This window comes from Rhizobium sp. M1 (assembly GCF_002531805.1).
Lineage (GTDB): Bacteria > Pseudomonadota > Alphaproteobacteria > Rhizobiales > Rhizobiaceae > Rhizobium > Rhizobium etli_C.
This window is the reverse complement of the sequence record NZ_NWSW01000016.1, coordinates 153,330-179,814: the sequence shown is the minus strand read 5'-3', so window position 1 is coordinate 179,814 and position 26,485 is coordinate 153,330. Positions and strand designations below refer to the sequence as shown.

The window sequence follows — 26,485 nt, the reverse complement described above, 5'->3', positions numbered from 1 at the left end:
AATCAGGGGGCGGATTGCCTCGGAATTTGCACCGGAGAGCTCAAGCCGGGCAATCGGCACGCGCTTCTTCCTTGCAAGCCATTCGGCCATTCTCATCCTGGACCACAATATGGAGAGTGGAATGGAGAGGGAGCCTTATTATGACGACAAGACCTACTGGGATGTATGGCAGGCCGTGCACTGGTTGGACGACAAGGGGCGCCCGCTCGAGAATGATGAGGTCGCTGATCGGTTCAACACGAGGTATTTGGTGCGAAACCCAAAGAGGGGAACGGAAATTCCTCACGACTACACGGTCGCCGAACGTGGACTACAGAACCTTTCAATTCATGATGCTGTGACTCTCGGCTTCACGACCTCCGAGTATCAGACCGCTATTCGGTATCTTCTTCTCGAATGTCGCGAGATTACCTCAGAGGAAGAACTCGCCGAATTGGCGGGCGCGCAGCGTACCCAGATGTGGAACTACAGATAGGCGCTTTGCCATTTCCGGAACTAGGCGACCGTTCTTTAAACGGCCGGCCTCTTCCTGAAGAGATCGGGCCGTCGGCGGGACGTGAGAAAGGTTTCGACAAGCTCCCTTGGTCCGCACATGACGTGGTGCTGGAGAGTTTCAACGGCGTCCTCGGGGTTCATTTCCATGAAGTCGAGGGCTTTTCGCCGCAACGCTGGAGCAGTCGAGAAACCTAGAGTGACGAGATCGCTCAAGGCGGTTTCCTTCATCTGCCGGGAAAACGAGCACATGCTCACAACGAGATCGAACGCACGCTGGCCCGATATGCCGTCAGCAAGTGCCTCATCGATCTCGGGCAGCACCTCGGCAACGCGCAACGCACTGTAACCGTGATCCCATGCGTCGTAGACTGGCGCGAGCGCGCGATCCCGCAATAGGTCCGTCCCATCGAGGCACCCGAACAAGACAGCCCTCACGCCGATCGCGTTCACGGCCGCCGACATGGCTTCCGGATAACGCTCGACGATCTCCTGTCGGTGGGCTGAGCCTGCTACGGCGGATAAAAGACGCTCTGCCGCGTCGGAGCCAACCTTTTCGGCCGAGGGCGTGCCGATTAAAACGCTGGCCACCCTTTCGTCGAGAAGGGTGCCGGCCGTTCCGTCCACCACAGTAAAGAGGAATGGGTCGGCTGAGATCAAAATCGGTAGCCAGCGGTCATCGCTTGCTGTTGCTTTGCCATCATCGCCAACACTCTTTTCCGGAGGACCCTCTCGCCTAGTCGCCAACAAGCGCGGAAAGTGTTTCCGGAAACGACCGTCCTGCTTGCCCGCAAGGGCAGTAAGGAAGCGGTGGGCATCCCTGGTGAACCCCTGATGCGTGGGGTTCTCGAGTTCATTCCATAGTTCGACGATCAGTTTGGCGTGAGCCGCCTTGTCAACTTGCGCAAGCCTTTCATCCACGACCTTTGCATCATCGCCCTTCTTGGGAAACACGCCGCCAAGATGCATATCGCGCACGAGCTTCCTGCTTCCCTCACTGGCGGTCAGCCAGATAGGCTTGATGAAATTCTCGACCGCGGTTCGGAGTACGGCCTTCGCTTCTTCGGGGCTCGATTTCACACGGGACGGGTGGGCTGCTTTGTTTCTGGCGTCCCTGATTTTCATCAACCCGGCCTTCTGGTCGATTGTCAGAAATTTCGCCTTGTAAAGCTCATCGATCATATGCGCTTCAAAGGCTTTCTGTGATGAGAGATCGCTGTCAATACGGTCCTTGAGGGTCCTCGCCTGGGTGTCAAAATCCGCAAAGTCGGCCACGCGCCCGATCAGGTTCTCGAACACTGCGTTTGCAGTCATCACGATGCAGGCGCGAAAGGCCCCCGCTTCGAAGCAGACAACAGCCTCACAAAGGTAATCGCGGACGTCTGCCTGCTCGATGCCTTTCAAAAGGTCGCTGACACTGGTTATCTCGTTCACTTGGCATTCCCCCTACGGATTCCGTAGTGCTATCGAATGGCCGTAAACGTCAGGTTAGGGGAAATGAATAACGCCTCGTCGAGCTGCGATATCGAGAGATGCTATCCAACTTTTGGTGTGGAAATGTCCACTTCCTCAGGTTGCGAGAATGCAATATGCCGTGGTTTGCAAAAGTTGACACTTACGATGGACAAGGAAGCCGGCGGAGATGGATTTGCGAAATTGGCTGGTACGACGCGAACCGTGGCAACCTCAGCTCGAGGATGCACGGGACGCTGCCGCGATTGATTACGCTCGCATCATTCATTCCGCGTCCTTTCGACGGCTGCAAGGCAAGACCCAGGTGTTGAATCTTGGCGATAGCGACTTCTATCGAACACGTCTGACACACTCGATCGAAGTGGCCCAAATCGCCGGTGGCATCGCGAGGCAACTCGAGAAGGACAACCAATCGCATCCGGCGTTTCCGGTTATCCCGGATATAGCGTTAATCCAGGCCATCGGCGCGACTCATGACCTTGGTCATCCGCCTTTCGGCCATGGCGGAGAAGTTGCTCTCAACTACTGCATGCGAAAGGACGGCGGTTTCGAGGGTAACGGTCAGACGCTGCGGGTTCTGGCCCGGCTGGAAAAGTTTTCCGCGGGTGCCGGCGCGAACCTCACCCGCCGGACGCTCCTCGGTGTGCTCAAGTATCCGGTCGCCTATTCCGCCCTCATCAATTCTGATCCGAATAACCTGCCCCGCCTTCAGACATCACTGAGCTCAATCAAGGTCATCGACAGGGCGGCAAGTAAGCCGCCGAAGTGCTTCATGGATAGCGAACAGGACGTAGTGGATTGGGTGCTCGCTGACTTGGCGGAAGGCGACCGGACGCGCTTCACTCGCATTCTGGAGGTTGAAGGAAAGCATTCGAAGACCCTACACAAGTCATTCGACTGCACGATCATGGACGTCGCCGACGACATCGCTTTCGGTATTCACGATCTCGAAGATGCCTTGGAACTGCAGCTCATTGACGAGAGGGATTTCCGCCAACTGATAGGAGAGGACGATTGCGGATGTTTCCTGGACGTCCTCAAGGCGAAGTACTCGAACGAATTCGAAAATGATGTCTATGGCGGGTTCGTCGATGCGATGATGGGTGAGCCTGGACGGCGCAAAAGGTTCGTGAGCCGCCTTGTGCACCATTTCATCACCAACTGCGGCATCGAGACGGATACGGGTTTCGAAGATACTCTTCTTCGTTACAAGGTTACGCTGCCAACGGCCCAACGGCGGTTTCTGGATGCGCTGAAGACAGCCGTCGAGCGGAAGGTAATCCGAAGCCCATCGGTCCAGCATCTGGAGTTCAAAGGGCAGGGCATGGTGGTTGCGGTGTTCGAGGCGCTGATGTCGGACCCGGAAGCCCTGCTGCCGGCCACGGTTTTCAAGGCTTATTCAGCCGATGCCAATCCGATGAGGGTTATCTGCGATCACGTGGCGGGAATGACCGACATGGCCCTCATGAAGACATACGAGCGCTTGTTCAGCCCGAGAATGGGCTCAGTTTTCGATATGCTCTGACGAGGGGCGGGGAAAGAAGGGGCTGCCACTCGCATGCTGCATTCCGATCAGAAAGCGAATGACATCTGTGGGGCTGACATCGAGGCTTCGCGGCGCCAAACCCAAGCATCGAACTCTCGGCGGGAAACCGACAGTAGGTCGGCTGCGTAGCAGAAAACGGACCGGAGGAAATCGTAATCTTCCTCCATAACGCCTACCCGCTTGGCGAACGTCCGGACGTGCCGATCAACTGCGACCGAGTCCAAGCCCACCAAGCATGCCATATAGTCGACAGTCTTGGGGCCGACGCCGCGCACTTCACGGAGTGCTTCCACGAAGGCGCCGTCTCGCAGGCTTGCCCTTAAATCGACGACATCCTCGACGCGAGTACTCGATAGGAAGCCGACCAGTCCGTCGAAGCGGCCAACTTTCTCAGAGTGTTTCCAATTGAGGAACGACGACGTTTCGCCTCGAAGAACCATGTCGGTCAGGGCCGATACGCGATCCAGTTCCGGAAACATTTCCAAAATAACCGTGATACGCGGCAATACAACCGAATTGTAGTTCAGTCCGGCCTGCAACACCGAGTCAGCCAGAAGCGCCCCCATGTGTTCGTAGGCAGGGCGGACTTCGAGATTCTCGAATTCCGCTCCAAGTTCTTTTGCGTAGTCGGCGACCCGACGCGCAGCGATGAGCATCTGTGCTGTGGAGGACTGCATGATCTAGCCGACCTTGGTGTCTGAATAGGCGAGGCCCGCGTCCTCTAGCGCATCGAGGCGGTCGACACAATTGGGACATGCGCCACACGGGAAATCACTGGCTGCCTGGCAAGAGTAGGTGCGGCCGACTGGGACACCGAGACGTAATGCCTCGCGGACGACCTCCGTCTTGGACGAATACCTGAAGGGAGACGTAAAACTCACAGCCCCGATGCTGTCGATCAGGTTACCTAGCCCATTCATGAACTCAGCCGTGCAATCGATCTCCTTGGCATGATTGCTATTGATGAAGCCGGTGTAGACGTCAAAGATACCTATCGTCTGAGCTCGCGCGGCGGCCGCTGCGAAAAACAGCATTGTCCTGTATGGCACGTAGAGGTCGTCGTCCTTGACGTCGTCTTCCCATAGATTGGCCTCTCTGATGAGACGCGAGGGCGATCCTCGGAAAATATCCGAGATATCGAAACGCTCCGGCTTTCGCATTGATGCAGGGAGGACCTCATTGACCCTGCTCCATTCGGTCTCGACGCAATGCTGGCCGTAGTCGAAGAATACGGGGAACACCTCGACACCCTGAGCTTCAAGGCCGTAGGCGACCGTTGTCGAGTCAAGTCCACCCGATGCGAGCAAGATGGCATTCTTCATGGCCGGCTCATCCACAGTTTGGAAATAGCTACGAATAGCCCATTGAGGCATACGTCTAGGTCATCCGAGTAGGTCGCGCTGCCGCCCAAGATCATCGTGTTGTTGTTCTCGTTTCGAGGGTCGAACGTGATCACAGGCTGGCTGCGCGCCAATGCCATGCCCACCTCCACCAATGTCCCAGGGTCGCGCGCCAGCGGCACCGCAAAGACTGCCTTGCATTCGTGAAGCAACGCGACATCGCTCAGGAACGTGTTTTGAAGCAGAGCAGGATCGCTTCCAAGTGGAAGCTCGCCGTTTTCTTGTATGGGGCGGCGGACCACGAAATTGTGGTAACGCAGTGCGTCTACTGCACGATCCACTTCCGGCTTATCCATGTAGGAAAAATCCGGGGCTGCTAGGTAGATAGGGAAGAGGGGTCGCTCATGCCACGGCAGAATCGTTCCACCTAAATCTCGCAGTTCCTCGAATGAGAGCTTTAGGCTGCGCACGACATCCCTCCGGAAATCATCGGGATAGGTCGTCAGCGAGTAGGCGGTGGCCGCCATTGCCCCGCGCCAGGCGGCTTCCTTCCATTGTCCAGTACCAAAGCCGACCATGACTGCTGAGTAGACATCGCCGACCCCAACCGAATTCACCGTCGAAGAAAGCTGGGCAGGAACGTGATCGACTTCATCAGTCTTGAAATTGAAGATGCGGCTTCCCCCCCGATTTTCCTTAAGCAGAAAAATCTCGGGATCCAGGCGCCGCGCTTCCTTGAGCATCAGTGCGATGTCATCGGAGCCTTTGCTCATGAAGAGCGGGGAAGACGTTGAGATGATGATGGCGTTGATGTGCTCTGCGAAACCTTCCAACACCGAGAAGTCCTGGGCATCGTAAGCTATGTCGAAGCTGAACCGTGTTTCGGCAGAAAAGAATTCTTTGATCGCCGCGAGGTCAAAGCTGCCAGGAAAGACAAGGACCTCGGTGTATTTCCGAATCGAGTTGGTCACGTCGTGGATCTTGACGGACTTCTCTTCTCGCAGCAGGTCTTGATAGCCCTGATGGGAAACCTCGGTGGCGTCGCCGATAACAACTACATTGGGGCCCCCCATCACTTCGCCCAGCCAGACGAAGTCGACGCATCCATGTGATTTGAGGTACCCGCGAGCTTGCTCGAGCAGATATCTGGGGCATACGGCGGCAACAGCATAAGACATGCCGCAGGCCCATAGCCCACGGGCAGCATGGACGATCCCACCGAGCCGAAGTTTGCAATCAGCGCCCGGACGCGCAATCGTGAAATCGACGATGATCTCGCCGACGACAAGGAGGGGTGAGGTCTCCATCGCGTTCACTGGGCAGTAAAGTCAACAGCCACGAACGGGATGGGCAGCAAGCCGGACCGCGAGACCACGCCAACATAGGTGTTGCCGTCCCGCATGCAGGCGGCCAGATAGTTGTACGCCGTTGGCAGTGCACCAATCTTGGTACCGTCTGGCATTACCGCAAACAGGCGGCGATCATGCGCGAGAAGCACCTCGGTTCCGACTGGCGGAACCGCTCTATTCACAGTGTAGAAATCGCATTGGGAGACTTCTTCCAACACGCAGGAAACGGCTTGGCGGCACCGATCGACGCCGCCCGTTCCTCCTGTGCCGTCAGTGTTTTTCGAGCCGCTGTAGTCCGTGAAACGACCTGATCCCGAGCTTCCCATTGCAGTTCCCCTCCAAGCTTGACGCTGCCGCCATGGATGCAACCTGAAGTGATTCTGACGCGTGCGCAATCGCCAGCGAAGTGCTGTCTACGGTTATCACCTCATCCGATCGGCGGCGTCGAACTTCGGCCGAAAGAAAGCACAAAGGCCGAGATCGGCTAAAGGCCTGCCAATGCGGGCCTTTTAAATCGTGTCATCTAAAACTGGACAAGAATGTCGCCAAAGTTGGGATTCGTGACTTTTCTGAACTACCTGCTCATCTGTTTGAGCCTTGCCGCGATATGATCGACGCGTTCACGTCGTTGATGTCGCGTTTGCCGCAGAGCGCCATGGTGATGTCCATCTCCTTGCGGAGGATGCCGAGCGCCAGAGTGACGCCTTCCTTGCCCATGGCGCCGAGGCCGTAGAGGAAGGGGCGGCCGATATAGGTGCCCTTCGCGCCGAGTGCTATCGCCTTCAGCACGTCCTGGCCGGAGCGGATGCCGCCGTCGAGATGGATTTCGATGCGGTCGCCGACGGCATCGACGATCGAAGGCAACATGCTGATCGACGAGGGAGCGCCGTCAAGCTGCCGGCCGCCGTGATTGGAGACGACGATCGCATCGGCGCCGGTATCGGCGGCTGCCCTGGCGTCCTCCGGATCAAGGATGCCCTTGATGATCAGCGGGCCGCCCCATCGCTCCCTGATCCAGGCGACGTCGGCCCAGGAGAGCCGCGGATCGAACTGCTCGTGCGTCCATGCGGCGAGCGAGGTGATATTGGAAACGTTCTTGGCATGGCCGATGATATTGCCGAAGGTGCGGCGCTTGGTCTTCAGCATATCCAGGCACCAGAAGGGCCTGCTCGCCATCTGCCAAACATGTTTCGGCGTGAATCTCGGCGGCGCCGACAGGCCGTTGCGCAGGTCCTTGTGACGCTGGCCGAGGATCTGCAGGTCGGCCGTCAGCACCAGCGCCGAGCATTTGGCGGCCTTGGCGCGGTTGATCAGGCCGAGGACAAAATCCTTGTCCCGCATGACGTAGAGCTGGAACCAGAAGGGGCGCGTCGTTACCGATGCGACGTCCTCAATCGAGCAGATGCTCATCGTCGACAGCGTGAAAGGAACACCGAACTCCTCGGCCGCGCGCGCCGCCAGCATTTCGCCATCGGCATGCTGCATGCCGGTCAGGCCGGTCGGCGCCAGGGCCACCGGCATCGACACCTTCTGACCGATCATCGTCGTTTCCAGCGTGCGGTCGGTCATGTCGACCAGCACTCGCTGGCGCAGCTTGATACCGCTGAAATCGCTCTCGTTCGCCCGATATGTGGATTCCGTCCAGGCGCCGGAATCCGCGTAGTCGAAAAACATCTTCGGCACGCGGCGCTGGGCTAGCTGTTTCAGATCGGCGATGGTGAGCGGAGTGGCCATGAATTGAACCTTCACATCTGAATGCGGCTATCTCGCGTAACATGAAATCTTGGAGGGCGTTGCGGGAAATCTGCCGTATCAGGCAGCCTTTTGGCCGCGGATCGGTTGAATGAGAATATCCAACGGAATGTCGAGATGTTCGTGCAATCGCCGGATCATATCGAGTGAAAGTGCACGCTTTCTGTTGAGGATTTCCGCGACACGCCCGCGGCTGCCCAGAATTGGTTCCAGATCCTTCCGCGTCAGTCCCTGCTGCTCCATCCGGAAGATGATCGCATCGATCGGATCAGGCAGATCTATCGGATATCGCCCTGCTTCATAGGCGTCGATCAGCGTCGCCAGAATGTCGAGCTTGTCGGCTTCGGGCGAACCGTCTTTCGCTCCCCAGAGCTGCTTCAACAGCAGGAGCGCGTTTTCGTAATCATCGTCATTGCGGATGGGTTTCAGATCATTCATGTTCCACCGTCGCTGCGTCGATCCTGTCATAGTTGCGATGCGTGCCGATCCATTTGATCCAGACGATCGACCGTTCGAAATCGACGGCAACGATCAGCCTGTAGTCATTTCCCTTGATGTTGAAGACGATACGTTCGGCATTGACGACGCTTGCATGAGCATATCGCTTCTTCACATCGGACATGGATTTCCAGTCCGCCTTGCTGACTTCGTGAAACCACGTATCGAGAGCAGCCTTCAAGGCGGCCTGGCTTTTTTGACCATCCGGGCTTTCGACAAATTGCGTCAGGGTGCGCCGGGCGATCACTCTCATCGTGGCACCATAGCACGCTCCCATTTTGGGAGCAATGGCGGCATCATCGAAGTCCGGCTTTCATAGCCACGCCCGCCACATAGGTTTCGGCGACTGCCCGGTCGTCGCCCATCGTCTGCAAGAGGAAGAGTTCCTCGGGCAAGGTCTTCACCGCTTCCAGCTTCAGCGCCATGGCCGGGGTCGCCGCCGCATCGAGGACGATGAGATCGGCTTCGGTGCCGGGGTCCAGCGTGCCGATCCGGTCGGCCAGCGACAGCGCCTCGGCATTGCCGCGCGTCATCAGGTAATAGCTTTCCAGCGGGTTCAACCGTTCTCCGAGCAATTGCTGGATCTTGTAGGCCTCGTCCATGGTTTTCAGCATCGAATAGCTGGAGCCGCCGCCGATATCGGTTGCCACACCGATGCGCACCGGCTTTTCGCGCCGCGCCAGCGCCTTCAGCGGGAACAGGCCGGAGCCGAGGAAGAGGTTCGACGTCGGGCAGTGGACGGCGACCGAACCCGTCTCGCTCATGACATCGGCTTCGCGCTCGGAGAGGTGGATGGCGTGGCCGAAGAGGCTTTTCGGCCCGAGCAGGCCGTAGCGGGCGTAGATGTCGGTATAGTCGATCGCCTCGGGGTAGAGCTCGCAGGTGAATTTGATTTCGTCGTGGTTTTCCGACAGATGCGTCTGGATATGCAGGTCGGGAAATTCCCGGGCAAGGGCTGCTGTCGCTTCCATCTGCGCCGGCGTCGAGGTGATGGCGAAGCGCGGGGTGATGGCGACGTGGTTGCGGCCCTTGCCGTGCCAGTCCGCGATCACCTGGCGGGTCTCGTCATAACCCATCTCGGGCGTGTCGAGCAGGCCCTGCGGCGCGTTGCGGTCCATCATCACCTTGCCGCCGACCATGCGCATGTTGCGCTTCATCGCCTCGGCGAAGAAGGCGTCGGCCGAGGCCTTGTGCACGGAGCAATAGGCGACCGCCGTCGTCGTGCCGTGGCGGATCAGCTCGTCGTAGAAATGCGTGGCGATCCTTTGCGCATGCGCGCTTTCCACGAAACGGCATTCCTCGGGAAAGGTATAGGTGTTCAGCCATTCGAGCAGGTTGGCGGCATAGGAGGCAATCACCTGCATCTGCGGAAAATGCAGGTGCATGTCGATGAAGCCGGGCAGGATCAGATGCGGGCGGTGGTCGATCTCGACCAGATCGGCGGCTGCCTTTGCCTTCACGTCGGCATAGGCGCCGGCCGCTGCGATCAGCCCATCTTCGATCAGCAGACCGCCATCCTCCTCGTAGAGATAGCTCTGGCTGTCGGCCAGACTGAGCGGCGCGCGATGAAAAGACAGCAGGCGGCCGCGCAGGAGTGTTGTCGTCATTGTTTCTTGCCTTCGACTGCGCTTTGGAACCAGGCGACGAGCAGCTTGCGTTCGTCCGGCGTCATATCGGTCACGTTGCCGGGCGGCATGGCATGGCTGCGCCCCGCCTGTATATAGATTTCCCGGGCATAGGCGGCAATTTCCGCGTCGTTTTCGAGCATCACCTCCTTCGGCGGCCGTACGATGCCCTCATAGACAGGCTCGGCGGCGTGGCACATGGAACAGCGCGTCGCGACCAGTTGCTTGACGGCGGGAAAATGCGGATCGCCGGCGAATTGCTGGAAGGCGGGCGCCACCGCCGCGGCGTCCGTTTCGCCGGTCAGCAACTTCGGCACGGTCGAAAGCCACATGATCAGGATGAAAAGGATGACGGTGACGATCCAGGTCCAGGTCGGCCGGCCTTTCCTGGCATGGGTGGTGTTGAACCAGTGGCGGATGGTGACGCCCATCAGGAAGACCAGGGCGGCGATCACCCAGTTGAATGCCGTGCCGAAGGCCAGCGGATAATGGTTCGACAGCATGAAGAAGATGACGGGCAGCGTCAGGTAGTTGTTGTGCAGCGAACGCTGCTTGGCGACCTGCCCGTATTTCGGATCGGGCGTGCGGCCGGCGATCAGGTCGGCGACGACGATCTTCTGGTTGGGGATGATGATCATGAAGACATTGGCCGACATGATCGTCGCGGTGAAGGCGCCGAGATGCAGGAAGGCGGCGCGGCCGGTGAAAAGCTGCGTGTAACCCCAGGCCATGAAGACGAGCACGACATAGAGCACCGCCATCAGTCCCCAGGTGTTGCGACCGAGCGGCGACTTGCAGAGCAGGTCGTAGACGATCCAGCCGAAGGCGAGCGACGCGAGCGAGATCAGGATCGCCACCGGGGGGCTGATATCGAGCACATGGCGATCGATGAGAAAGAGGTCGGCGCCGCCGTAATAGACGATGCAGAGCATCAGGAAGCCGGATATCCAGGTGAAATAGCTCTCATATTTGAACCAGGTCAGGTGCTCCGGCATTTGCGCGGGCGCCACCAGATATTTCTGGATATGATAGAAGCCGCCGCCATGAACTTGCCATTCCTCGCCATAGGCGCCGGGCGGCAGATGCGGGCGTTTCACCAGTCCGAGATCGAGCGCGATGAAATAGAAGGACGATCCGATCCAGGCGATCGCGGTGACGACATGGAACCAGCGCGCCGCAAAGGCGAGCCATTCCCATGCTATGGCATATTCATACATCGAATTCCCCTAACTTCCTCCGACTCGTGACATTGCGGAAAATTTGGCGGGGAGGGAAGAGGAGATTGAAGAACCGCACAGGACGCCGATTTCGGTAATGGCGGTGAACCCCGGGGAGGAATGGCATGATCACCGCGCTCTACAGCGATCAGCTCATCGCCGAAAATGCGCCGATGGACCGGCGGCTTGCCGCGCTCATCCTCGCACGCGGAAACCGCATCGGCTATATCGCCTCCGCTCCAGAGCCGCAGCGCGAGTTCTTCGATGAAAAACGGCAGTACTATCTCCAATATGGGCTGTCTCTCGATCTCTTCGTCGATCTCGACGCGCTTTCCGGCGACGACGAGATCGGCCGGCTATTTTCCTGCAACGCCATTCATCTGACCGGCGGCCACACCGGCGATTTTCTGAGACGGCTGCGCCAAAGCGGCATGCTGGAGAGGCTGCGCGCATGGGCGCTGGATGACGGCATTCTCGTCGGAACCAGCGCCGGGGCGATTTTGATGACGCCGACGATCGCCGCCGACGCGCTGTTTTCCGGCGGTTCGCCGGATGCCGTGCGGGATGGTGCGGCTCTCGATCTGGTGCCTTTCGAGTTCTTTCCGCATGTGAACGACGATCCCGGCTATCTCCCCTCGCTGTTGCGCTACAGCGAGACGACGGCAAATCGCATTCTCGCATGCAGGGACGGCGAAGGTCTGATCCTCGGCAACGGGCTCGTCGAAGTCTTCGGCGCTCCGCTGATGATTTCCGACGGTTTTGTCGAAGCTGCCGATCGCGGCCGCATCGTCGATCTGCTGTCCTGTGCCTAAAAGCTGCCGAGAAGGTGTGTATTATCTCCGGCTTATACTCGGTCCGTTAATACAGCGGGTCTTGAAACCATGACGATTCGGTTACAGTTATGTTTAAGGCCGCCGGAATGAAATAAGAACAGTGGATCAGCGGCGGCGCATTCATCGACGGAGAAGATGCCATGCGCAGCATTTTGACGTGTGTGATGATTGCATATGCGTCGCTGGCGACGGCTCATGACGCACCCTCGGGGTGGAGTTATGACCCCTATTGTTGCAACGGCGACAGTCATACTGGCGACTGCCAGATGATCCCTTCGAAAAGCGTGGCGGTGACGCCGGGCGGATATCGCGTAACGTTGCTGCCGGGCGACCACCGGCTGGTCACGCATGCGCATGTCTTCCTGCTGCCGATGACCAAGGCGATGCAATCCGGCGACGAGGACTACCATCTCTGTCTTTTTCCGAATGAGGATACGCCGCGCTGCTTCTATGCGCCGGAGATGGGATTCTGAGGCTACCGCGATGCCTGCTTCTAATCCCCGGCCGCCTTCATCTCTTCGAGGATCCAGTTGCGGAAGGCTTTGATCTTCGGAACGTTGCGGCGGTTTTCGGGATAGGCGAGCCAGTAGGCCTTGCCGTCGCTGCGGGTCAGTTCGAAGGGCTGATAGAGCCGGCCGAGCGCGATCTCGGCCGCATAGAAGGCCGGGTTGAGGATGGCGACGCCATGTCCTGACATTGCCGCATCGGCTTCCACCGCCTGGGAGCCGAGCTGGTTGCGCGGGCGGCGGTCGAGATCCGTGTCGGTGACGCCGGCTGCCTCGAACCATTGCTTCCACCAGATGTCGCCGGCGTCGAAGAGATCGAACTTCAGGAGATCACGCGGCTCCTTGATGCCACCGGCCGATGCCGCCAGCTTCGGGCTCAGCATCGGGGTGAACTCCAGCCCCATCAGCCGGTGCAGCGCCAGCCCCGGCCAGTTGCCGTCGCCCCAGCGGATGCCGACATCGATCTGCTCGCGGGAAAAGTCGATGATATCGGAGGTCGCCTGAAAGCGCACCGCGATCGCCGGATGCTTCAAATGGAAGGAGCCGAGGCGCGGCGCCAGCCATTTCGAGGCGAAGGTGTGGGTCGAGCTGATGGCGAGCGTGCCTTCGACGCTGTCGCGCGCCGTCGCCATCGCGTCGTGCAGCATGGCAAAGGCTTCGGTCACCTTCGGCGCCAGCCGCTCGCCGGTCTCCGTCAGCGCGATCTGGCGGGGACGGCGCAGGAAGAGCGGCTCGCCGACATTCTCCTCCAAGAGCTTGATCTGGTAGCTGACGGCGGTCTGGGTCATGCCGAGTTCGTCGCCCGCCTTGGTGAAACTGCCGAGCCGGGCGGCGGCCTCGAAAACGCGCAGCGCATTCAGCGGGAATTGTTTCGAGAGTTTCATGGATAAGTTCTCTTGATGCAGGCAGACGGTCGTTCGATTGGAATTGCAGCATTTTCCACGGCAAACTGCAACTCATACCATCAAACTGACGAGGTGATGTCATGGATTGCTTTGCTATCGAAGAGAAGCGCTCGGAGCCGAGCGTGGGTGTGTTCAAGCGTCTTGCCGGACGGCTGGTCGGCCGTTTCTGCCGGCTGCCCCGCCTCGATCTCGATGCTGCGCCGGACCGCGTCAAGCGCGATCTTGGTTTCCTCGACGGACGCGATCCGTTTTACGAGGACGCGTGCAAGCGATAGGCCGCCAGCGCCGTCAGGATTTCGGCGGCGGTCATTGCGGCGATCACCTCGGGGCGTTTGTCCCTGACCGCCGAGCCGCCGATCGGCAGCGTCAATCGCTCCATCCAGGCGCGTTCGCCGCCTTCGCGGGAAAGCCAGCTTGCCAGGGTAGCGCGTTTGGTCGCCGAACCGATCATGCCGGTATAGGCGAGATCCTCTCTTGCCAGCGCTTCACGGGCGATGAGAAAGTCCAGCGCATGGTCGTGCGTCAGGATGACGGCCGCGCCGCCGGCGGCAATATCCTTCACCAGCGCTTCCGGCATCGGCACGAGGCGGGTCTTCGTCGCCGCCGGCAGATTGGCGAGTTCTTCCTGACGGGTTTCGACCACCGTGACCGACAGCGGCAGCGGCGCAAGGGCAGCTGCCAGCGCACGGCCGACATGGCCGGCGCCGAAGAGAAGCACCTCGGGCAGGCGCTCGATCTCGCCGGCATGTGTGGCTTCGAGTTCGTCTTTCAACTTCGGCGTCAGTTGGCGGAACCGCAACTGTGTACGCCCACCGCAGCACTGGCCGATTTCAGGGCCGAGCGGGATATCCATGGTGGCTGCGCCGCCGGTTCCCGCCAGCATCTCCCGGGCATTGTGGATCGCCATGAATTCGAACTGTCCGCCGCCGATCGTGCCCCATAAAGCGGTTGGCGAGACGAGCATGAAGGCCCCAGCCTCGCGCGGGGTGGAGCCCTGTGTCTCGGTGATGTCGACGAGGACGCTGTTGGGGTAGGCGGCGAGGAAAGTGGGGAGGTCGGTCATCAGAGGATGGCCGATGGACGTGCGGGTGTCTCACCCCACTCTGTCCTGCCGGACATCTCCCCCACAAGGGGGGAGATCGGCATGAGGCGCTGGCCTTCGGGACGTGAGGAGCGGTAGCATAGCGTTGGATTTTTGTGGTGTCGCGCCAGGGCAACGAGGCGCAGAGCGTGCTGTTTTGCCGATCTCCCCCCTTGTGGGGGAGATGTCCGGCAGGACAGAGGGGGATGCCACCCGCCCCACTCAAGCAACTCAGCCGGACGCCTTACCATCCTACACCCGCTTCATCCGCTCCACCGCCATCAGCACCCGTTCCGGCGTCGCCGGGGCGTCGAGCCTGGGGCAGACCTTGTAATCCGCGACGCTCGCGACCGCCATCGACAGCGCTTCCAGCACCGAGATCGCTAGCATGAAAGGTGGTTCGCCGACGGCCTTGGAGCGGCCGATGGTGGCCTCGGCGTTCTCCGACCATTCGGCGAGGCGCACATTGAAGATCTTCGGCCGGTCGGAGGCGAGCGGGATCTTGTAGGTGGATGGCGCATGGGTGCGCAGCCGCCCCTTGTCGTCCCACCAGAGTTCTTCCGTCGTCAGCCAGCCCAGGCCCTGGACGAAGGCGCCCTCGACCTGGCCGAGGTCAATCGCCGGGTTCAGCGAGCGGCCGACATCGTGGACAATGTCGGTGCGGTCGATCAGATATTCGCCGGTCAGCGTATCGATCGAGACCTCTGTGCAGGCGGCGCCATAGGCGAAATAATAGAAGGGCGTGCCGCGGCCGGCCTTGCGGTCCCAATGGATCTTCGGCGTCTTGTAGAAGCCGGCGGCGGACAGCTGGACACGGGCGAAATAGGCCTGCTTGATGAAATCGGGGAAGGGGATCTCGCTCTCGCCGACCCGCACGCGGTTCGGCAGGAAGACGATGTCGGATGGCGCCACCTCCCATTTCTCGGCGGCAAAGGCCACCAGCCGTTCCTTGATCTGGCGGGCGGCGTCGTGCGCTGCCATGCCGTTGAGGTCCGAGCCGGAGGAGGCGGCGGTCGCCGAGGTGTTCGGCACCTTGGCGGTCGTCGTCGCGGTGATCTTGACCCGATCGATATCGACCTGGAAGCTGTCGGCCAGCACCTGCGCCACCTTGGTATAGAGGCCCTGACCCATTTCGGTGCCGCCATGATTGAGGTGGATCGAGCCGTCCTGATAGATATGGACGAGGGCGCCGGCCTGATTGAAGGCGGTCATGGTGAAGGAGATGCCGAATTTCACCGGCGTCAGGGCAATGCCCTTCTTGATATAGCGGCTGTCGCGGTTGAAGCCGATGATGGCATTTCTCCGCGCCCGGTAGTCTGACGTATCCTCCAGTTCGTCGACGACGCGGGCGATGATATTGTCCTCGACCTCCTGATGGTAAGGCGTCATCGTGCGCCCGGAGCCCGGCTGGCCGTAGAAATTCAGCTTGCGGATATCGAGCGGATCCTTGCCGAGGGCATAGGCGATCTCCTCGATGATGCGCTCGGCGCCGAGCATGCCCTGCGGCCCGCCGAAGCCGCGGAAGGCGGTGTTGGAGACGGTGTGTGTCTTCAGCGGCTTCGATTGCAGATGCACATGCGGATAGAAATAGCTGGAATCGGCATGGAACAGCGCGCGGTCGGTCACCGGTCCGGAGAGGTCGGAGGAGAAGCCGCAGCGCGCGGCGTAAGTGGCGTCGACCGCGTGGATGCGGCCTTCGGCATCGAAGCCCACTTCGTAATCGACCAGGAAATCATGGCGTTTGCCGGTGGCACTCATATCCTCGTCGCGGTCCGGGCGGAATTTGACGGCACGGCCGAGCTTCTTGGCGGCGATCGCCGCAAGGGCTGCGAACTGACTGCCCTGCGTCTCCTTGCCGCCGAAGCCGCCGCCCATGCGGCGCACGTTGACGGTGACCGCGTTCGACGGGATATCGAGCACGTGGCCGACAATATGCTGGATTTCGCTCGGATGCTGCGTCGAGGACCAGACGGTGACCTCGTCGTCCTCGCCGGGAATGGCCACGGCGATATGGCCTTCGAGATAGAAATGCTCCTGGCCGCCGATGCGCATCTGCCCCTTCAGCCGCATGGCGGTATTCGGCATTTCCGTTTCCGGCTCGCCGCGCTGGAGCGTCATCGGGGTGATGACCAGCGGGCCGCCATTGGCGAGCGCACCGTCGATATCGTGCCAGTGCGTGAGGTCGCGATAATCGATCTTCGCCAGCCGTGCGGCGCGGCGGGCAGCGTCGCGTGTTTCGGCGATGACGGCAAAGATCGGCTGGCCGTGAAATTGAACCAGAGTTTCAGCAAGCAGCGGCTCGTCATGGCTGCCGTTGGAACTGGTGTCGTTGACGCCGGGCACGTCCTTGCCGGTGAAAACCCAGACCACCCCCGGATAGGCGGCGACCTGGGAAAGGTCGACGCTGAGGATCTCGGCATGCGCCCGGTCGGAGAGACCGAGTGCGCCGTGCAGGAGGCCGGCGGGTTCGGGAATGTCATCGATATAATCGGCGGTTCCGGTGACATGCTTGTGCGCTGAGTCATGGCGCAGCGAGCCGTGCATGGGGCCGGAGATGACGACTTTGCGGTCTTCGAAGGTGGACTTGTCCATTAGCGTCTCCCTGTCGAAAAATTGCCCGTCGCAGATGCTCCGGGCGCTCGCGGCTCAGCGCCGCTCGCCCCCCTCATCCGCCCTATCGGGCACCTTCTCCCCGCTGGGGAGAAGAGGGAGTCGAGACGCGGCGTCTTGTCTCTTCTCCCCCGCGGGGAGAAGGTGGCGGCAGCCGGATGAGGGGGTTGGCTTGCGCAAACGTGAGCCGTCTCCATCACGCCACCTCCTCGAACCGCTTCAGCTCCGCCGGCGCGCCGACGGTCTCAAGGTAGAACCGTGTCAGCAGGTTCTTCGCCGTCAGCTGGCGATACTCCGCCGTGGCGCGCCAGTCGGTCAGCGGCTGGTAGTCGGCGTCGAAGGCGGGGCGGGCGGCGTCGATCGAGGCTTCCGTCCACGGCTTGCCGATCAGCGCGGCCTCGACTGACGGCGCGCGTTTCGGCGTCGCCGCCATGCCGCCGAAGGCGATGCGGATGTCGGTGATGGTCTCGGCCTCGTCGAGCGTCAGTAGAAAGGCGCCAAGCACGGCGGTGATGTCCTCGTCACGGCGCTTGGTGATCTTGTAGGCGGCAAAGCGGCTGGCGGCCTTGGGATAGGGCACGAAGACGCTTTCGACGAATTCGCCGGGTCTGCGATCCTGTTTGCCATAGGCGATGAAGAAATCCTCGAGCGGCATTCGGCGCTGCCCTTGCAGGGAACGCAGGGTCAGAGTCGCGCCGAGGGCGATCAGCGGCGGGGGACTGTCGCCGATCGGCGAACCGTTGGCGATATTGCCGCCGATCGTGCCCATGTTGCGCACCTGCTCGCCGCCGATGCGGTCTATCAGCCGCCCGAGCGCTGGGATCTTGCTGGAAATCGCCTCGAAGGCCCTGCTGTAGCTGACGCCGGCGCCGATGGTGACGCCATCATCGCTTTCCGTCACCGACTGCAATTCGCTCAGATGATTGATGAAAACGACCGGGCTCAGCCGGCGCATCTGCTTCGTCACCCAGAGACCGACATCGGTCGCGCCGGCAATGACGGTCGCGTCGGGTTCCTCAGAGAGGACTTCCGCCAGCGCCTGGAGCGAAGCCGGAACGATCAGCCGGTCTTCGCCGCTGGCAATCCGGATGGTGCCGCTCGCCTGCATGGCCCAGAGCCGCGCGACGATCTCCGAGCGTGTCCGCTGCAGTGGGTCGAAGAGCGCGCTCGGCCGCTGCAGGCTGACCTGCTCGGCGGCTTTGACGATCGGCTCGTAGCCGGTGCAGCGACAGAGATTGCCTTGCAGCGCCTTTTCGATCTCGCGGCGGCCGGGTTTTTCCTTCGTCAGCCACAGCCCGTAGAGCGACATGACGAAGCCCGGGGTGCAGAAGCCGCACTGCGAGCCATGACAGTCGACCAGCGCCTGCTGCACCGGATGCAGGGCGCCGTCCCGGCCGGCCAGATGCTCGACCGTCACCACGTGCGTGGCATGCAGTGAGCCCATGAAACGGATGCAGGCATTGACCGATTCGTAAGCGAGCTTGCCGTCGGCCAGCCGCCCGACGAGCACGGTGCAGGCGCCGCAGTCACCTTCGGCGCATCCTTCCTTGGTGCCCGTCAGCCGCCGCTTCATCCTGAGAAAATCGAGAAGTGTCTCGGTCGGCCCGACATTGGCGAGCGCGATATCCTCGCCGTTCAGGATGAAGCGGATGCTGTCGTTCATGATATTCCCGGTTGTTTTTTCCAAATGGTTAAGCCGCCGTCCAGCCACCGTCAATCGAGATATGCGTTCCGGTCACCTGCCGGGCGGCGTCGCTGGCGAGGTAGAGCGACAGGGCGCCGATCTCTTCGGCCTTGACGAATTCACGGGTCGGCTGCGCCTTGAGGATGACCTCGCTCTTCACCTGCTCCTCGGTCATGCCGCGAGCCCTGGCGGTATCCGGTATCTGCTTTTCGACCAGCGGCGTCAGCACATAGCCGGGGCAGATGGCGTTCACCGTCACGCCGAATTCGGCAAGCTCCAGGGCGGCCGTCTTCGTCAGGCCTAATATACCATGTTTTGCCGCGACATAGGCGGATTTGAAGGGAGAGGCGACGAGCCCGTGGGCCGAGGCGATATTGATGATCCGGCCATGCTTTCTCGCCTTCATCAGCGGGATGGCGGCGCGCATGGTGTGAAAGGAGCTCGACAGATTGATGGCGATAATCTGATCCCACTTCTCGATCGGGAAATCCTCGATCTTCTCGACATGCTGGATGCCGGCATTGTTGACCAGGACATCGACGCTGCCGAAGCTCTTCGCCGCCGTTTCGATCAGGTCGGCGATCTCGGCGGGCTTGGTCATGTCGGCCGGATGATAAATCGCCCGTCCCTTCGACACCGATTCAAGCCGTTCGACGATCGCCTTGATTTCATCGGCATTTCCGAAACCATTGATGACGACATTGTCGCCGGTTTCGGCAAAGGCGGTGGCGATCGCCAGGCCGATGCCGCTGGTGGAGCCGGTGACGATGACTGATCTGCTCATGCTGTTTTCTCCTGACATCGCGATGCTGCGTTGCAACGTTATGGCGAGGTTATGCCCAAAGCCGGCAAGCTGGCAATTCCGCTTTATTCGCTTTTCTCGCCCGCATCCGTGTCCTATTGATTCGCCTCGACAATCGACATGCCTCGGGAGGATTTAATGAGCGGATATGTTCTGGCGATCGATCAGGGAACGACGTCGACACGGGCGATCGTCTTCGATGGCGACATGCATGTCGCCGGCAAGGGCCAGAAGGAATTCACCCAGATCTATCCGCGCTCCGGCTGGGTCGAGCACGATTCCGAGGAGATCTGGGACTCGGTCGTCTCCACCGTCAACATGGCGTTGCGCGACGCCGGGATTACGGCGAGGGATGTTGCTGCGCTCGGCATCACCAATCAGCGCGAGACGGTCGTTGTCTGGGAGCGCGAGACCGGCCGGCCGATCCAGAATGCCATCGTCTGGCAGGACCGGCGCACCGCGAGCTATTGCGATAATCTGAAACGGCAGGATCTCGAGCGGCTGTTCACCAGGAAGACCGGCCTGCTCCTCGACCCCTATTTTTCCGGCACGAAGCTTTCCTGGATGCTCGCCAACGTGAAGGGCGCGCGTGCACGTGCCGCCAGGGGCGATCTCTGCTTCGGTACGATCGACACCTTCCTGATCTGGCGGCTGACCGGCGGCAAGAGCTTCGTCACCGACGCCACCAATGCCTCGCGCACGTTGATGTACAACATCGCCGAAAACACCTGGGACGAGGATTTGCTCGAGATTCTCAGAGTGCCGGCCGCCATGCTGCCTGACGTCAAGGATTGCTCCGCCGATTTCGGCACGGTCGATCCTGAGATCTTCGGCGCAGCGATCCCGATCCTCGGTGTTGCCGGCGACCAGCAGGCGGCCACCATCGGCCAGGCCTGCTTTGCAGCGGGCATGATGAAATCGACCTACGGCACCGGCTGTTTCGCGCTGCTCAACACCGGCGCCGATATGGTGCGCTCGAAAAACCGGCTGCTGACCACCATCGCCTATCGTCTGGACGGCGAGACGACCTATGCGCTCGAGGGTTCGATCTTCATCGCCGGGGCGGCGGTGCAATGGCTGCGGGACGGGCTCGGGATCATCGGCAGCGCCGCCGAGACCAATGCGCTTGCCGAGAAGGCCGATCCGACGCAGGATGTCTATCTCGTGCCCGCCTTCACCGGGCTTGGCGCACCGCATTGGGATGCCAAGGCGCGGGGTGCGATCTTCGGGCTGACACGCAACAGCGGTCCGGCGGAACTTTCGAGAGCGGCCCTTGAAGCTGTCTGCTACCAGACTCGCGATCTCCTCGATGCCATGAAGAAGGACTGGAAGAATGCCGGCGACGACACGGTGCTGCGCGTCGATGGCGGCATGGTGGCCTCCGACTGGACGATGCAACGGCTCGCCGATCTGCTCGATGCCCCGGTCGACCGCCCGGTCATTCTCGAAACGACCGCACTCGGTGCGGCCTGGCTCGCCGGCAGCCGGGCAGGGGTCTGGCCGGACCGGGATGGCTTTTCGGCAAGGTGGAAACGCGACCGGCGCTTCGAGCCCGACATGGATGACAAGGTGCGGGCGGCAAAGCTCAAGGGCTGGAAGAGCGCGGTCCGGCGGACGCTGAGCGAGGGGTGAGGCGCGATCGGAACCGCACCATAGCGTTGCCTGTTTCAGCGGGTGGGGCCCGGTTTTCAGCGCCTTTTTCTTGATAATTTTTTGATGCGGCCTGTCGGCTAAGCGGTTACTCCTTCGTCATTCGGAAAGAGGAGTGACCCGATGCTTTATGCAATCCTTTGTTACGCTCACGAGGAAACCGTCTTCGCCTGGACCCAGGAGGAAGAGGCTGCCGTCATGGAGAAGCTTTACGCCGTGCAGGAGCCGCTGGCGAAAGCCGGTAAGCTCGGCCCCGTCGCGCGGCTGATGCCGACGACGGCTGCGACCACCGTGCGCAAAGGCAAGGACGAGCCCTTGGTCATCGACGGGCCCTTTGCGGAAACGAAAGAGGCGCTTCTCGGCTTCTATGTGGTTGACTTCGAAACCCTCGACGAGGCGGTCGCCTTCTCGAAGCAGCTTTCATCCGTCAATCCGGGTTCCACCTCTTACGAAATTCGGCCTTTCTACGTCTTCAGGCCGGGAGATGCTGCATCATGACCGATATTGCCTGGATCGACCTTGCTCTTGCCTCGGCCCGCCCGAAGGCGCTTGGCGCGCTGCTGCGCTATTTCCGCGATCTCGACACGGCGGAAGAGGCGTTTCAGGAGGCATGTCTGAGGGCGATCCGGACATGGCCGGAGAAAGGACCGCCGCGCGATCCGACAGCCTGGCTTATCTTCGTCGGCCGCAACAGCGGTATCGATGCGGTGCGCAAGCGGACGAAACTCCAGGCCCTGCCGGACGAGGAGGTCATTTCCGATACCGAGGATGCCGAAAGCGATATCGCCGATCGGCTGGACGATTCCAATTATCGCGACGACATTCTGCGGCTTCTCTTCATCTGCTGCCATCCGGATCTGCCGGCCACCCAGCAGATCGCGCTGGCGCTGCGCATCGTGTCCGGCCTTTCGGTGACGCAGATCGCGCGCGCTTTCCTGGTATCGGAAAGCGCCATGGAGCAGCGCATCACCCGGGCGAAGGCGCGTGTCGCCAAGGCAGGCGTGCCTTTCGAAACGCCGAGCCCCGAGGAGAGGGCTGAACGTCTCTCGATCGTCAGCACGATGATCTATCTCATCTTCAACGAGGGCTACAGCCAGGCCGACCCCAAGCATGAGGCGGCCGCCTTCAGCGACGAGGCGATCCGGCTGGCGCGGCTGATGCTGCATATTTTCCCGGCGGAACCGGAGCTGATGGGGCTGCTTGCGCTTATGCTCCTGCAAATCTCGCGCCGGCCGGCGCGCTTCAGCGCCGAGGGCGAAATCGTGCTGCTTGAAGATCAGGACCGCTCGCTTTGGAGCCAACCCTTCATCAACGAAGCCCTGGCGCTGCTCGACAAGGCGCTGCGGCACCGCCGGCCCGGGCCGTATCAGCTTCAGGCGGCCATTGCCGCCATCCATTCCCGCGCGAAACGTGCCGAGGATACCGACTGGGTCGAGATCGATCTCCTTTACCGCGCGCTGGAGCGTGTGCAGCCTTCGCCTGTCGTGACCCTTAACCGCGCCGTCGTCGTTTCCAAGCTGCACGGGCCGCAGCAGGCGCTCGATCTCATCGATCCGCTCGGCGAGAAGCTCGGCGGCTATTTCTACTATCACGGTCTGCGGGGCGGGCTGCTGAAGCAGCTTGGCTTGACCTGCCAGGCGCGCGAGGCCTTCGACCATGCCATCGCGCTTGCCCATTCGGCGGCGGAAGCGGCCCATATCCGCCGGCAGATCGACAAGATGCAGGAAGAGCCCACGCAGCCGATCGCAAATTAAATCAGGATTGGCGCGCTGTCGGGACGGCGAAGTTTGATACGTCCTTGTAACAACCTGACAGGAAACAGGTTTCACTCAAATGGAGAGATGTCGAAATGACCGCAAGCACGCAACATGAACTCACCCTGGTTCGCGAATTCGACGCCCCGCGCGAGAAGATCTACAAGGCATGGACCGATCCCGACCTGCTGAAGCAGTGGTTCGTACCGCGCCCCTGGGGTGTCGCGGAAGCGACGCTCGACGTTCGCCCCGGCGGTTCCAATGTCATCGTCATGCAGGATCCCGAGGGCAATCAGTATCCGAACCGCGGCGTTTATCTCGAGATCGTCGAGAACGAGAAGATCGTCTTCACCGACGCCTATGCCAGCGCCTGGGTGCCTGCCGAAAAACCTTTCTTCACCGGCGTCATCCTGCTCGAAGATCTCGGCAATGGCCGCACGAAGTATACGGCCAAGGCGCTGCACTGGCGCGCCGAGGACAAGGAAGAGCACGAGAAGATGGGATTCCACGAGGGATGGGGCAAGGCTGCCGATCAGCTGGCGGAACTGCTGGCAAAGATGTGAAGCGTTGAGGGCGGCGTGGCTGAGGCCCGCGCCGCCCTCCCGCTTCACGTGCGGCGTGAGGTGGCTTGGAAGATGATTCCACTGAGGCTTGGAAGTCGTTGAATTTTAACTTGGAATTGGGATTCGGGTGGCCAGGTGTTGCTGTCGACGCGGGGTGTTACCTGTGCCAATCTACCGGCATGAAGGGTTAGGTCTACATCCTCGCATCCGCGCGCAATGGCACGCTCTATACCGGCGTGACGCGTGACCTTGCAGGTCGGCTATATGAGCATCAGAACGAACTGACGCCAGGCTTTACGTCGAAGTTTGGCGTAAAGACATTGGTGTGGTTCGAGGAGCATGATTTGCTGACGACTGCGATCACGCGGGAGAAGACGATCAAGAAATGGCCGAGGCAGTGGAAGCTCAATTTGATCGAGCGGGAGAATCCTGAATGGGAGGATATCTCGTTTCACCTCTTGGGACTGTGAAGAGTCTCCCGTCGCGCGGACACGCGACTGCTGGATTCCTGTGACGAGCACAGGAATGAGGGAGGTCCTGGTGTCCGCAGTGCTCCAAAACGACCCTCTTCGCCCTGATCTGGCTCTGCATATTGCGCTTTGAATGATAGAGGATATGGAGCGCAGGTTGATCCCCTCGCTCCCTCATTCCTGTGCCTGTCACAGGAATCCAGCAGCGCCGTGTCTACGGCGCAAAGACTCTTTCCTACGCTGCCATCGGACGCCGCATCGCTATCGAAATTCTCGAACATTCCGTTCCAGAGTTTGTATTTGCGCTTGCTCTCCACGATCCTTATCTCCAGGCAGAACATAACGGGATGCAGACGATGGAACTCGGCCTTTATACCTTTGCGGATGTCAATCCCAATCCCTCGCGCAGCAAGGGAGCGGAGGGGGCCGAGCGGCTGAAGCATCTGATCGAGGAGATCGAGCTTGCCGATCAGGTCGGGCTCGACGTCTTCGGACTCGGCGAGCATCACCGGCCGGATTATGCGGCGTCGGCTCCGGCCGTCGCGCTGGCTGCGGCGGCCGTCAAGACCAGGAATATCCGGCTGACCAGCGCCGTCACCGTGCTTTCCTCGGATGATCCCGTGCGAGTCTTCCAGCAGTTTGCGACGCTTGATCTCATTTCCAACGGCCGGGCCGAAATCATGGCAGGGCGTGGCTCCTTCATCGAGTCCTTCCCGCTGTTCGGCTACAATCTCGAGGATTACGACCAGCTTTTCGAGGAGAAACTCGATCTGCTCCTGGCGCTGCGCGACAGCGAGACGGTGGAATGGGAGGGCGAGCTTCGCGCGCCGATCCGCGGGCGCGGCGTCTACCCGAGGCCGCTGCAGGATCCGCTGCCGTTGTGGGTCGCGGTCGGTGGCACGCCGCAGTCGGTGGCGCGCGCCGGCGCGCTCGGACTGCCGGTTGCGCTCGCCATCATCGGCGGCGAGCCGCGCCGTTTCGCGCCGCTTTTCGATCTTTACCGCGAGGCGGCGCGGCGCGCAGGGCAGGATCAGGCCAAGCTGAAGACCAGCATCAATGTTCACGGCTTCATCGCCGATACGACCGAGGCCGCCGCCGAGCAGTTTTACGGGCCGCAGGCGGAAGTGATGAACCGCATCGGTCGCGAGCGCGGCTGGGGACCGACCAGCCGGGCGCATTTCGATCTGTCGCGTGGGCCGAACGGCGCGCTCTTCGTCGGTGATCCGGAGGTCGTCGCGGAAAAGATCGTCGCCCATCACGCGCTTTTCAGGAACGACCGCTTCCTGCTGCAGATGGCGATCGGCCTGATGCCGCATGCTGAGATCATGCGCGGCATCGAGCTCTACGGGACGAAAGTCGCCCCGATCGTCAGAAAGGCATTGACTGAAAGGGGCGAAGGGGCGAAAGCCACGGCTTGAGGCGGCCGCGCCGCGCCCGCGCAAGGCCGGAAGAGACGAATGGTTATCGCAAACGACGATGAACTGACAAAGCTCAAGGAGATCGGCCGGATCTGCGCCAACGCCATCCAGGTGATGGCGGCAGCGATGGAACCGGGCATGACGACGCTGGAGCTCGATCGGATCGGCCGCAAGGTGCTTGAGGATTCCGGCGCGCGCTCGGCGCCGGAGTTCTGCTACCAGTTTCCGGGTGCCACCTGCATCAGCGTCAATGAGGAAATCGCCCACGGCATTCCCGGGCCACGTGTCATCCAGGCCGGCGATCTGATCAATATCGACGTCTCGGCTGAGAAGGACGGCTTCTTCGCCGATACCGGTGCTTCCTTCGCAGTGCCGCCGGTCAAGCCGAAGATCGAACGGCTCTGCCGCGACGGCAGGCGGGCGCTCTGGGTCGGGCTCAACCAAGTGAAATCGGGTGAGCCGCTGGCAAAGATCGGCACCGCCGTCGGCGCTTTCGCCCAGAAGAACCGCTATACGCTGGTTGCCAATCTGGCGAGCCACGGCGTCGGCCGTTCGCTGCACGAGGAACCAGCCGAGCTCTCCACCTGGCCCGATCCTTCGGAAAAGCGTGTCATGACGGACGGTCTCGTCTTTACGGTCGAGCCGTTCCTTTCGCTCGGCGCGACCTGGGCCGAGGGCGGCGACGATGCCTGGACGCTCTATGCCGATCCGAAGGCGCCGACCGTGCAATATGAACACACGGTGGTTGCGACGCGGAACGGACCGGTGATTTTGACTTTGCCGGACGGGCGGGCATAGGGCGACGGCTCAACGCTCTCCCTCATTCCTGTGCTCGTCACAGGAATCCAGCCACCGCGCGTCTGCGCGGTGAATGACTCTATTGGATATCGAGGAGAGTCTCCCGCGCCCAGGGACCT

27 protein-coding genes are annotated in these 26,485 nt (G+C 60.9%); 12 read left to right on the top strand and 15 right to left on the bottom strand.

The features are described 5' to 3' along the window. Positions 1-475: hypothetical protein (locus CO655_RS33885; protein WP_176539270.1), on the top strand; the 475-nt coding region annotated here is incomplete at its 5' end. A gap of 35 nt (positions 476-510) precedes the next feature. On the opposite strand, the gene CO655_RS17495 is transcribed toward CO655_RS33885, so the two are convergent. Next, positions 511-1,926: a hypothetical protein gene (locus tag CO655_RS17495; protein WP_097665605.1), complete on the bottom strand. Its 1,416-nt coding sequence runs from the start codon at positions 1,924-1,926 to the stop codon at positions 511-513. Positions 1,927-2,134: 208 nt separating this feature from the next. Between CO655_RS17495 and CO655_RS17490 the strand changes: the two genes are divergently transcribed. Beyond that, the gene (locus CO655_RS17490) at positions 2,135-3,490 is read left to right on the top strand and encodes an anti-phage deoxyguanosine triphosphatase (RefSeq protein ID WP_097665604.1); all 1,356 of its coding nucleotides are present in this window, start codon (positions 2,135-2,137) and stop codon (positions 3,488-3,490) included. A gap of 47 nt (positions 3,491-3,537) precedes the next feature. Here CO655_RS17490 and CO655_RS17485 read toward each other — a convergent pair whose 3' ends face one another. From CO655_RS17485 to CO655_RS17445, 9 genes are all read right to left on the bottom strand, one after another. Then, a complete protein-coding gene (locus CO655_RS17485; protein ID WP_097665603.1) occupies positions 3,538-4,188 on the bottom strand; it encodes a hypothetical protein in 651 nt (216 codons plus the stop codon). A 3-nt stretch (positions 4,189-4,191) separates the two neighbouring features. Then, the gene (locus tag CO655_RS17480; RefSeq protein ID WP_097665602.1) at positions 4,192-4,833 is read right to left on the bottom strand and encodes a 7-cyano-7-deazaguanine synthase; all 642 of its coding nucleotides are present in this window, start codon (positions 4,831-4,833) and stop codon (positions 4,192-4,194) included. Beyond that, complete coding sequence (locus tag CO655_RS17475; protein WP_097665601.1) at positions 4,830-6,158, bottom strand: nucleoside 2-deoxyribosyltransferase; 1,329 nt, start codon at positions 6,156-6,158, stop codon at positions 4,830-4,832. Before CO655_RS17475 ends, CO655_RS17480 begins: the two co-directional genes overlap by 4 nt. 5 nt (positions 6,159-6,163) lie before the next feature. Next, positions 6,164-6,526, bottom strand: a complete 363-nt coding sequence (locus tag CO655_RS17470; protein WP_210201024.1) for a hypothetical protein — start codon at positions 6,524-6,526, stop codon at positions 6,164-6,166. A gap of 256 nt (positions 6,527-6,782) precedes the next feature. Continuing rightward, on the bottom strand, positions 6,783-7,934 hold the full coding sequence (locus tag CO655_RS17465) for an alpha-hydroxy acid oxidase (protein ID WP_097665599.1): 1,152 nt from the start codon (positions 7,932-7,934) through the stop codon (positions 6,783-6,785). Positions 7,935-8,012: 78 nt separating this feature from the next. Further along, complete coding sequence (locus CO655_RS17460) at positions 8,013-8,390, bottom strand: helix-turn-helix domain-containing protein (RefSeq protein ID WP_097665598.1); 378 nt, start codon at positions 8,388-8,390, stop codon at positions 8,013-8,015. Then, the gene (locus tag CO655_RS17455) at positions 8,383-8,703 is read right to left on the bottom strand and encodes a type II toxin-antitoxin system HigB family toxin (protein ID WP_097665597.1); all 321 of its coding nucleotides are present in this window, start codon (positions 8,701-8,703) and stop codon (positions 8,383-8,385) included. Before CO655_RS17455 ends, CO655_RS17460 begins: the two co-directional genes overlap by 8 nt. A 43-nt stretch (positions 8,704-8,746) precedes the next feature. Then, positions 8,747-10,057: a guanine deaminase gene (gene guaD / locus CO655_RS17450; RefSeq protein ID WP_097604375.1), complete on the bottom strand. Its 1,311-nt coding sequence runs from the start codon at positions 10,055-10,057 to the stop codon at positions 8,747-8,749. Beyond that, complete coding sequence (locus tag CO655_RS17445) at positions 10,054-11,292, bottom strand: urate hydroxylase PuuD (protein ID WP_097604377.1); 1,239 nt, start codon at positions 11,290-11,292, stop codon at positions 10,054-10,056. The genes guaD and CO655_RS17445 overlap by 4 nt, the downstream gene beginning before the upstream one ends. A gap of 125 nt (positions 11,293-11,417) precedes the next feature. On the opposite strand from CO655_RS17445, the gene CO655_RS17440 reads away from it, so the two are divergent. Both CO655_RS17440 and CO655_RS17435 read left to right on the top strand, forming a co-directional pair. Further along, on the top strand, positions 11,418-12,104 hold the full coding sequence (locus CO655_RS17440; protein ID WP_097604379.1) for a Type 1 glutamine amidotransferase-like domain-containing protein: 687 nt from the start codon (positions 11,418-11,420) through the stop codon (positions 12,102-12,104). 161 nt (positions 12,105-12,265) lie between these two features. Continuing rightward, positions 12,266-12,598, top strand: coding sequence for a hypothetical protein (locus tag CO655_RS17435; RefSeq protein WP_097578447.1), 333 nt, complete (start codon positions 12,266-12,268; stop codon positions 12,596-12,598). 20 nt (positions 12,599-12,618) lie between these two features. Here the strand turns inward: CO655_RS17435 and CO655_RS17430 are convergent, their stop codons facing one another. Beyond that, positions 12,619-13,515 (bottom strand): LysR substrate-binding domain-containing protein, encoded by an 897-nt coding sequence (locus CO655_RS17430; protein ID WP_097578449.1) that lies wholly within the window; start codon positions 13,513-13,515, stop codon positions 12,619-12,621. Positions 13,516-13,616: 101 nt separating this feature from the next. Between CO655_RS17430 and CO655_RS17425 the strand changes: the two genes are divergently transcribed. Then, positions 13,617-13,811, top strand: coding sequence for a hypothetical protein (locus CO655_RS17425; RefSeq protein WP_097665596.1), 195 nt, complete (start codon positions 13,617-13,619; stop codon positions 13,809-13,811). On the opposite strand, the gene xdhC is transcribed toward CO655_RS17425, so the two are convergent. The 4 genes from xdhC to CO655_RS17400 form a co-directional block, all read right to left on the bottom strand. Then, complete coding sequence (xdhC, locus tag CO655_RS17420) at positions 13,787-14,599, bottom strand: xanthine dehydrogenase accessory protein XdhC (protein ID WP_097665595.1); 813 nt, start codon at positions 14,597-14,599, stop codon at positions 13,787-13,789. The two genes, CO655_RS17425 and xdhC, sit on opposite strands and share 25 nt — an antisense overlap. Positions 14,600-14,869: 270 nt before the next feature. Further along, entirely contained in the window at positions 14,870-17,209 is a 2,340-nt protein-coding gene (gene xdhB, locus CO655_RS17410) for a xanthine dehydrogenase molybdopterin binding subunit (RefSeq protein ID WP_097665594.1), read from the bottom strand. A 214-nt stretch (positions 17,210-17,423) separates the two neighbouring features. Continuing rightward, complete coding sequence (xdhA, locus tag CO655_RS17405; RefSeq protein ID WP_097604388.1) at positions 17,424-18,890, bottom strand: xanthine dehydrogenase small subunit; 1,467 nt, start codon at positions 18,888-18,890, stop codon at positions 17,424-17,426. 28 nt (positions 18,891-18,918) lie between these two features. After that, positions 18,919-19,695, bottom strand: coding sequence for a 3-hydroxybutyrate dehydrogenase (locus tag CO655_RS17400; protein ID WP_097604391.1), 777 nt, complete (start codon positions 19,693-19,695; stop codon positions 18,919-18,921). A 156-nt stretch (positions 19,696-19,851) separates the two neighbouring features. On the opposite strand from CO655_RS17400, the gene glpK reads away from it, so the two are divergent. The 7 genes from glpK to map all read left to right on the top strand — a co-directional run bounded on the left by glpK (position 19,852) and on the right by map (position 26,366). Beyond that, a complete protein-coding gene (glpK, locus tag CO655_RS17395) occupies positions 19,852-21,345 on the top strand; it encodes a glycerol kinase GlpK (RefSeq protein WP_097665593.1) in 1,494 nt (497 codons plus the stop codon). 141 nt (positions 21,346-21,486) lie between these two features. After that, positions 21,487-21,861: a YciI family protein gene (locus CO655_RS17390; protein ID WP_097665591.1), complete on the top strand. Its 375-nt coding sequence runs from the start codon at positions 21,487-21,489 to the stop codon at positions 21,859-21,861. Next, entirely contained in the window at positions 21,858-23,117 is a 1,260-nt protein-coding gene (locus CO655_RS17385; protein WP_097665590.1) for an RNA polymerase sigma factor, read from the top strand. Before CO655_RS17390 ends, CO655_RS17385 begins: the two co-directional genes overlap by 4 nt. Before the next feature lie 95 nt (positions 23,118-23,212). Then, a complete protein-coding gene (locus CO655_RS17380) occupies positions 23,213-23,680 on the top strand; it encodes an SRPBCC family protein (RefSeq protein ID WP_097665589.1) in 468 nt (155 codons plus the stop codon). A 197-nt stretch (positions 23,681-23,877) separates the two neighbouring features. Next, positions 23,878-24,150: a GIY-YIG nuclease family protein gene (locus CO655_RS17375; protein ID WP_245423852.1), complete on the top strand. Its 273-nt coding sequence runs from the start codon at positions 23,878-23,880 to the stop codon at positions 24,148-24,150. A gap of 356 nt (positions 24,151-24,506) precedes the next feature. Continuing rightward, the gene (locus tag CO655_RS17370; RefSeq protein WP_097665620.1) at positions 24,507-25,568 is read left to right on the top strand and encodes an LLM class flavin-dependent oxidoreductase; all 1,062 of its coding nucleotides are present in this window, start codon (positions 24,507-24,509) and stop codon (positions 25,566-25,568) included. Positions 25,569-25,607: 39 nt separating this feature from the next. After that, the gene (gene map, locus CO655_RS17365) at positions 25,608-26,366 is read left to right on the top strand and encodes a type I methionyl aminopeptidase (RefSeq protein WP_010030330.1); all 759 of its coding nucleotides are present in this window, start codon (positions 25,608-25,610) and stop codon (positions 26,364-26,366) included. Positions 26,367-26,485 lie beyond the last annotated feature (119 nt).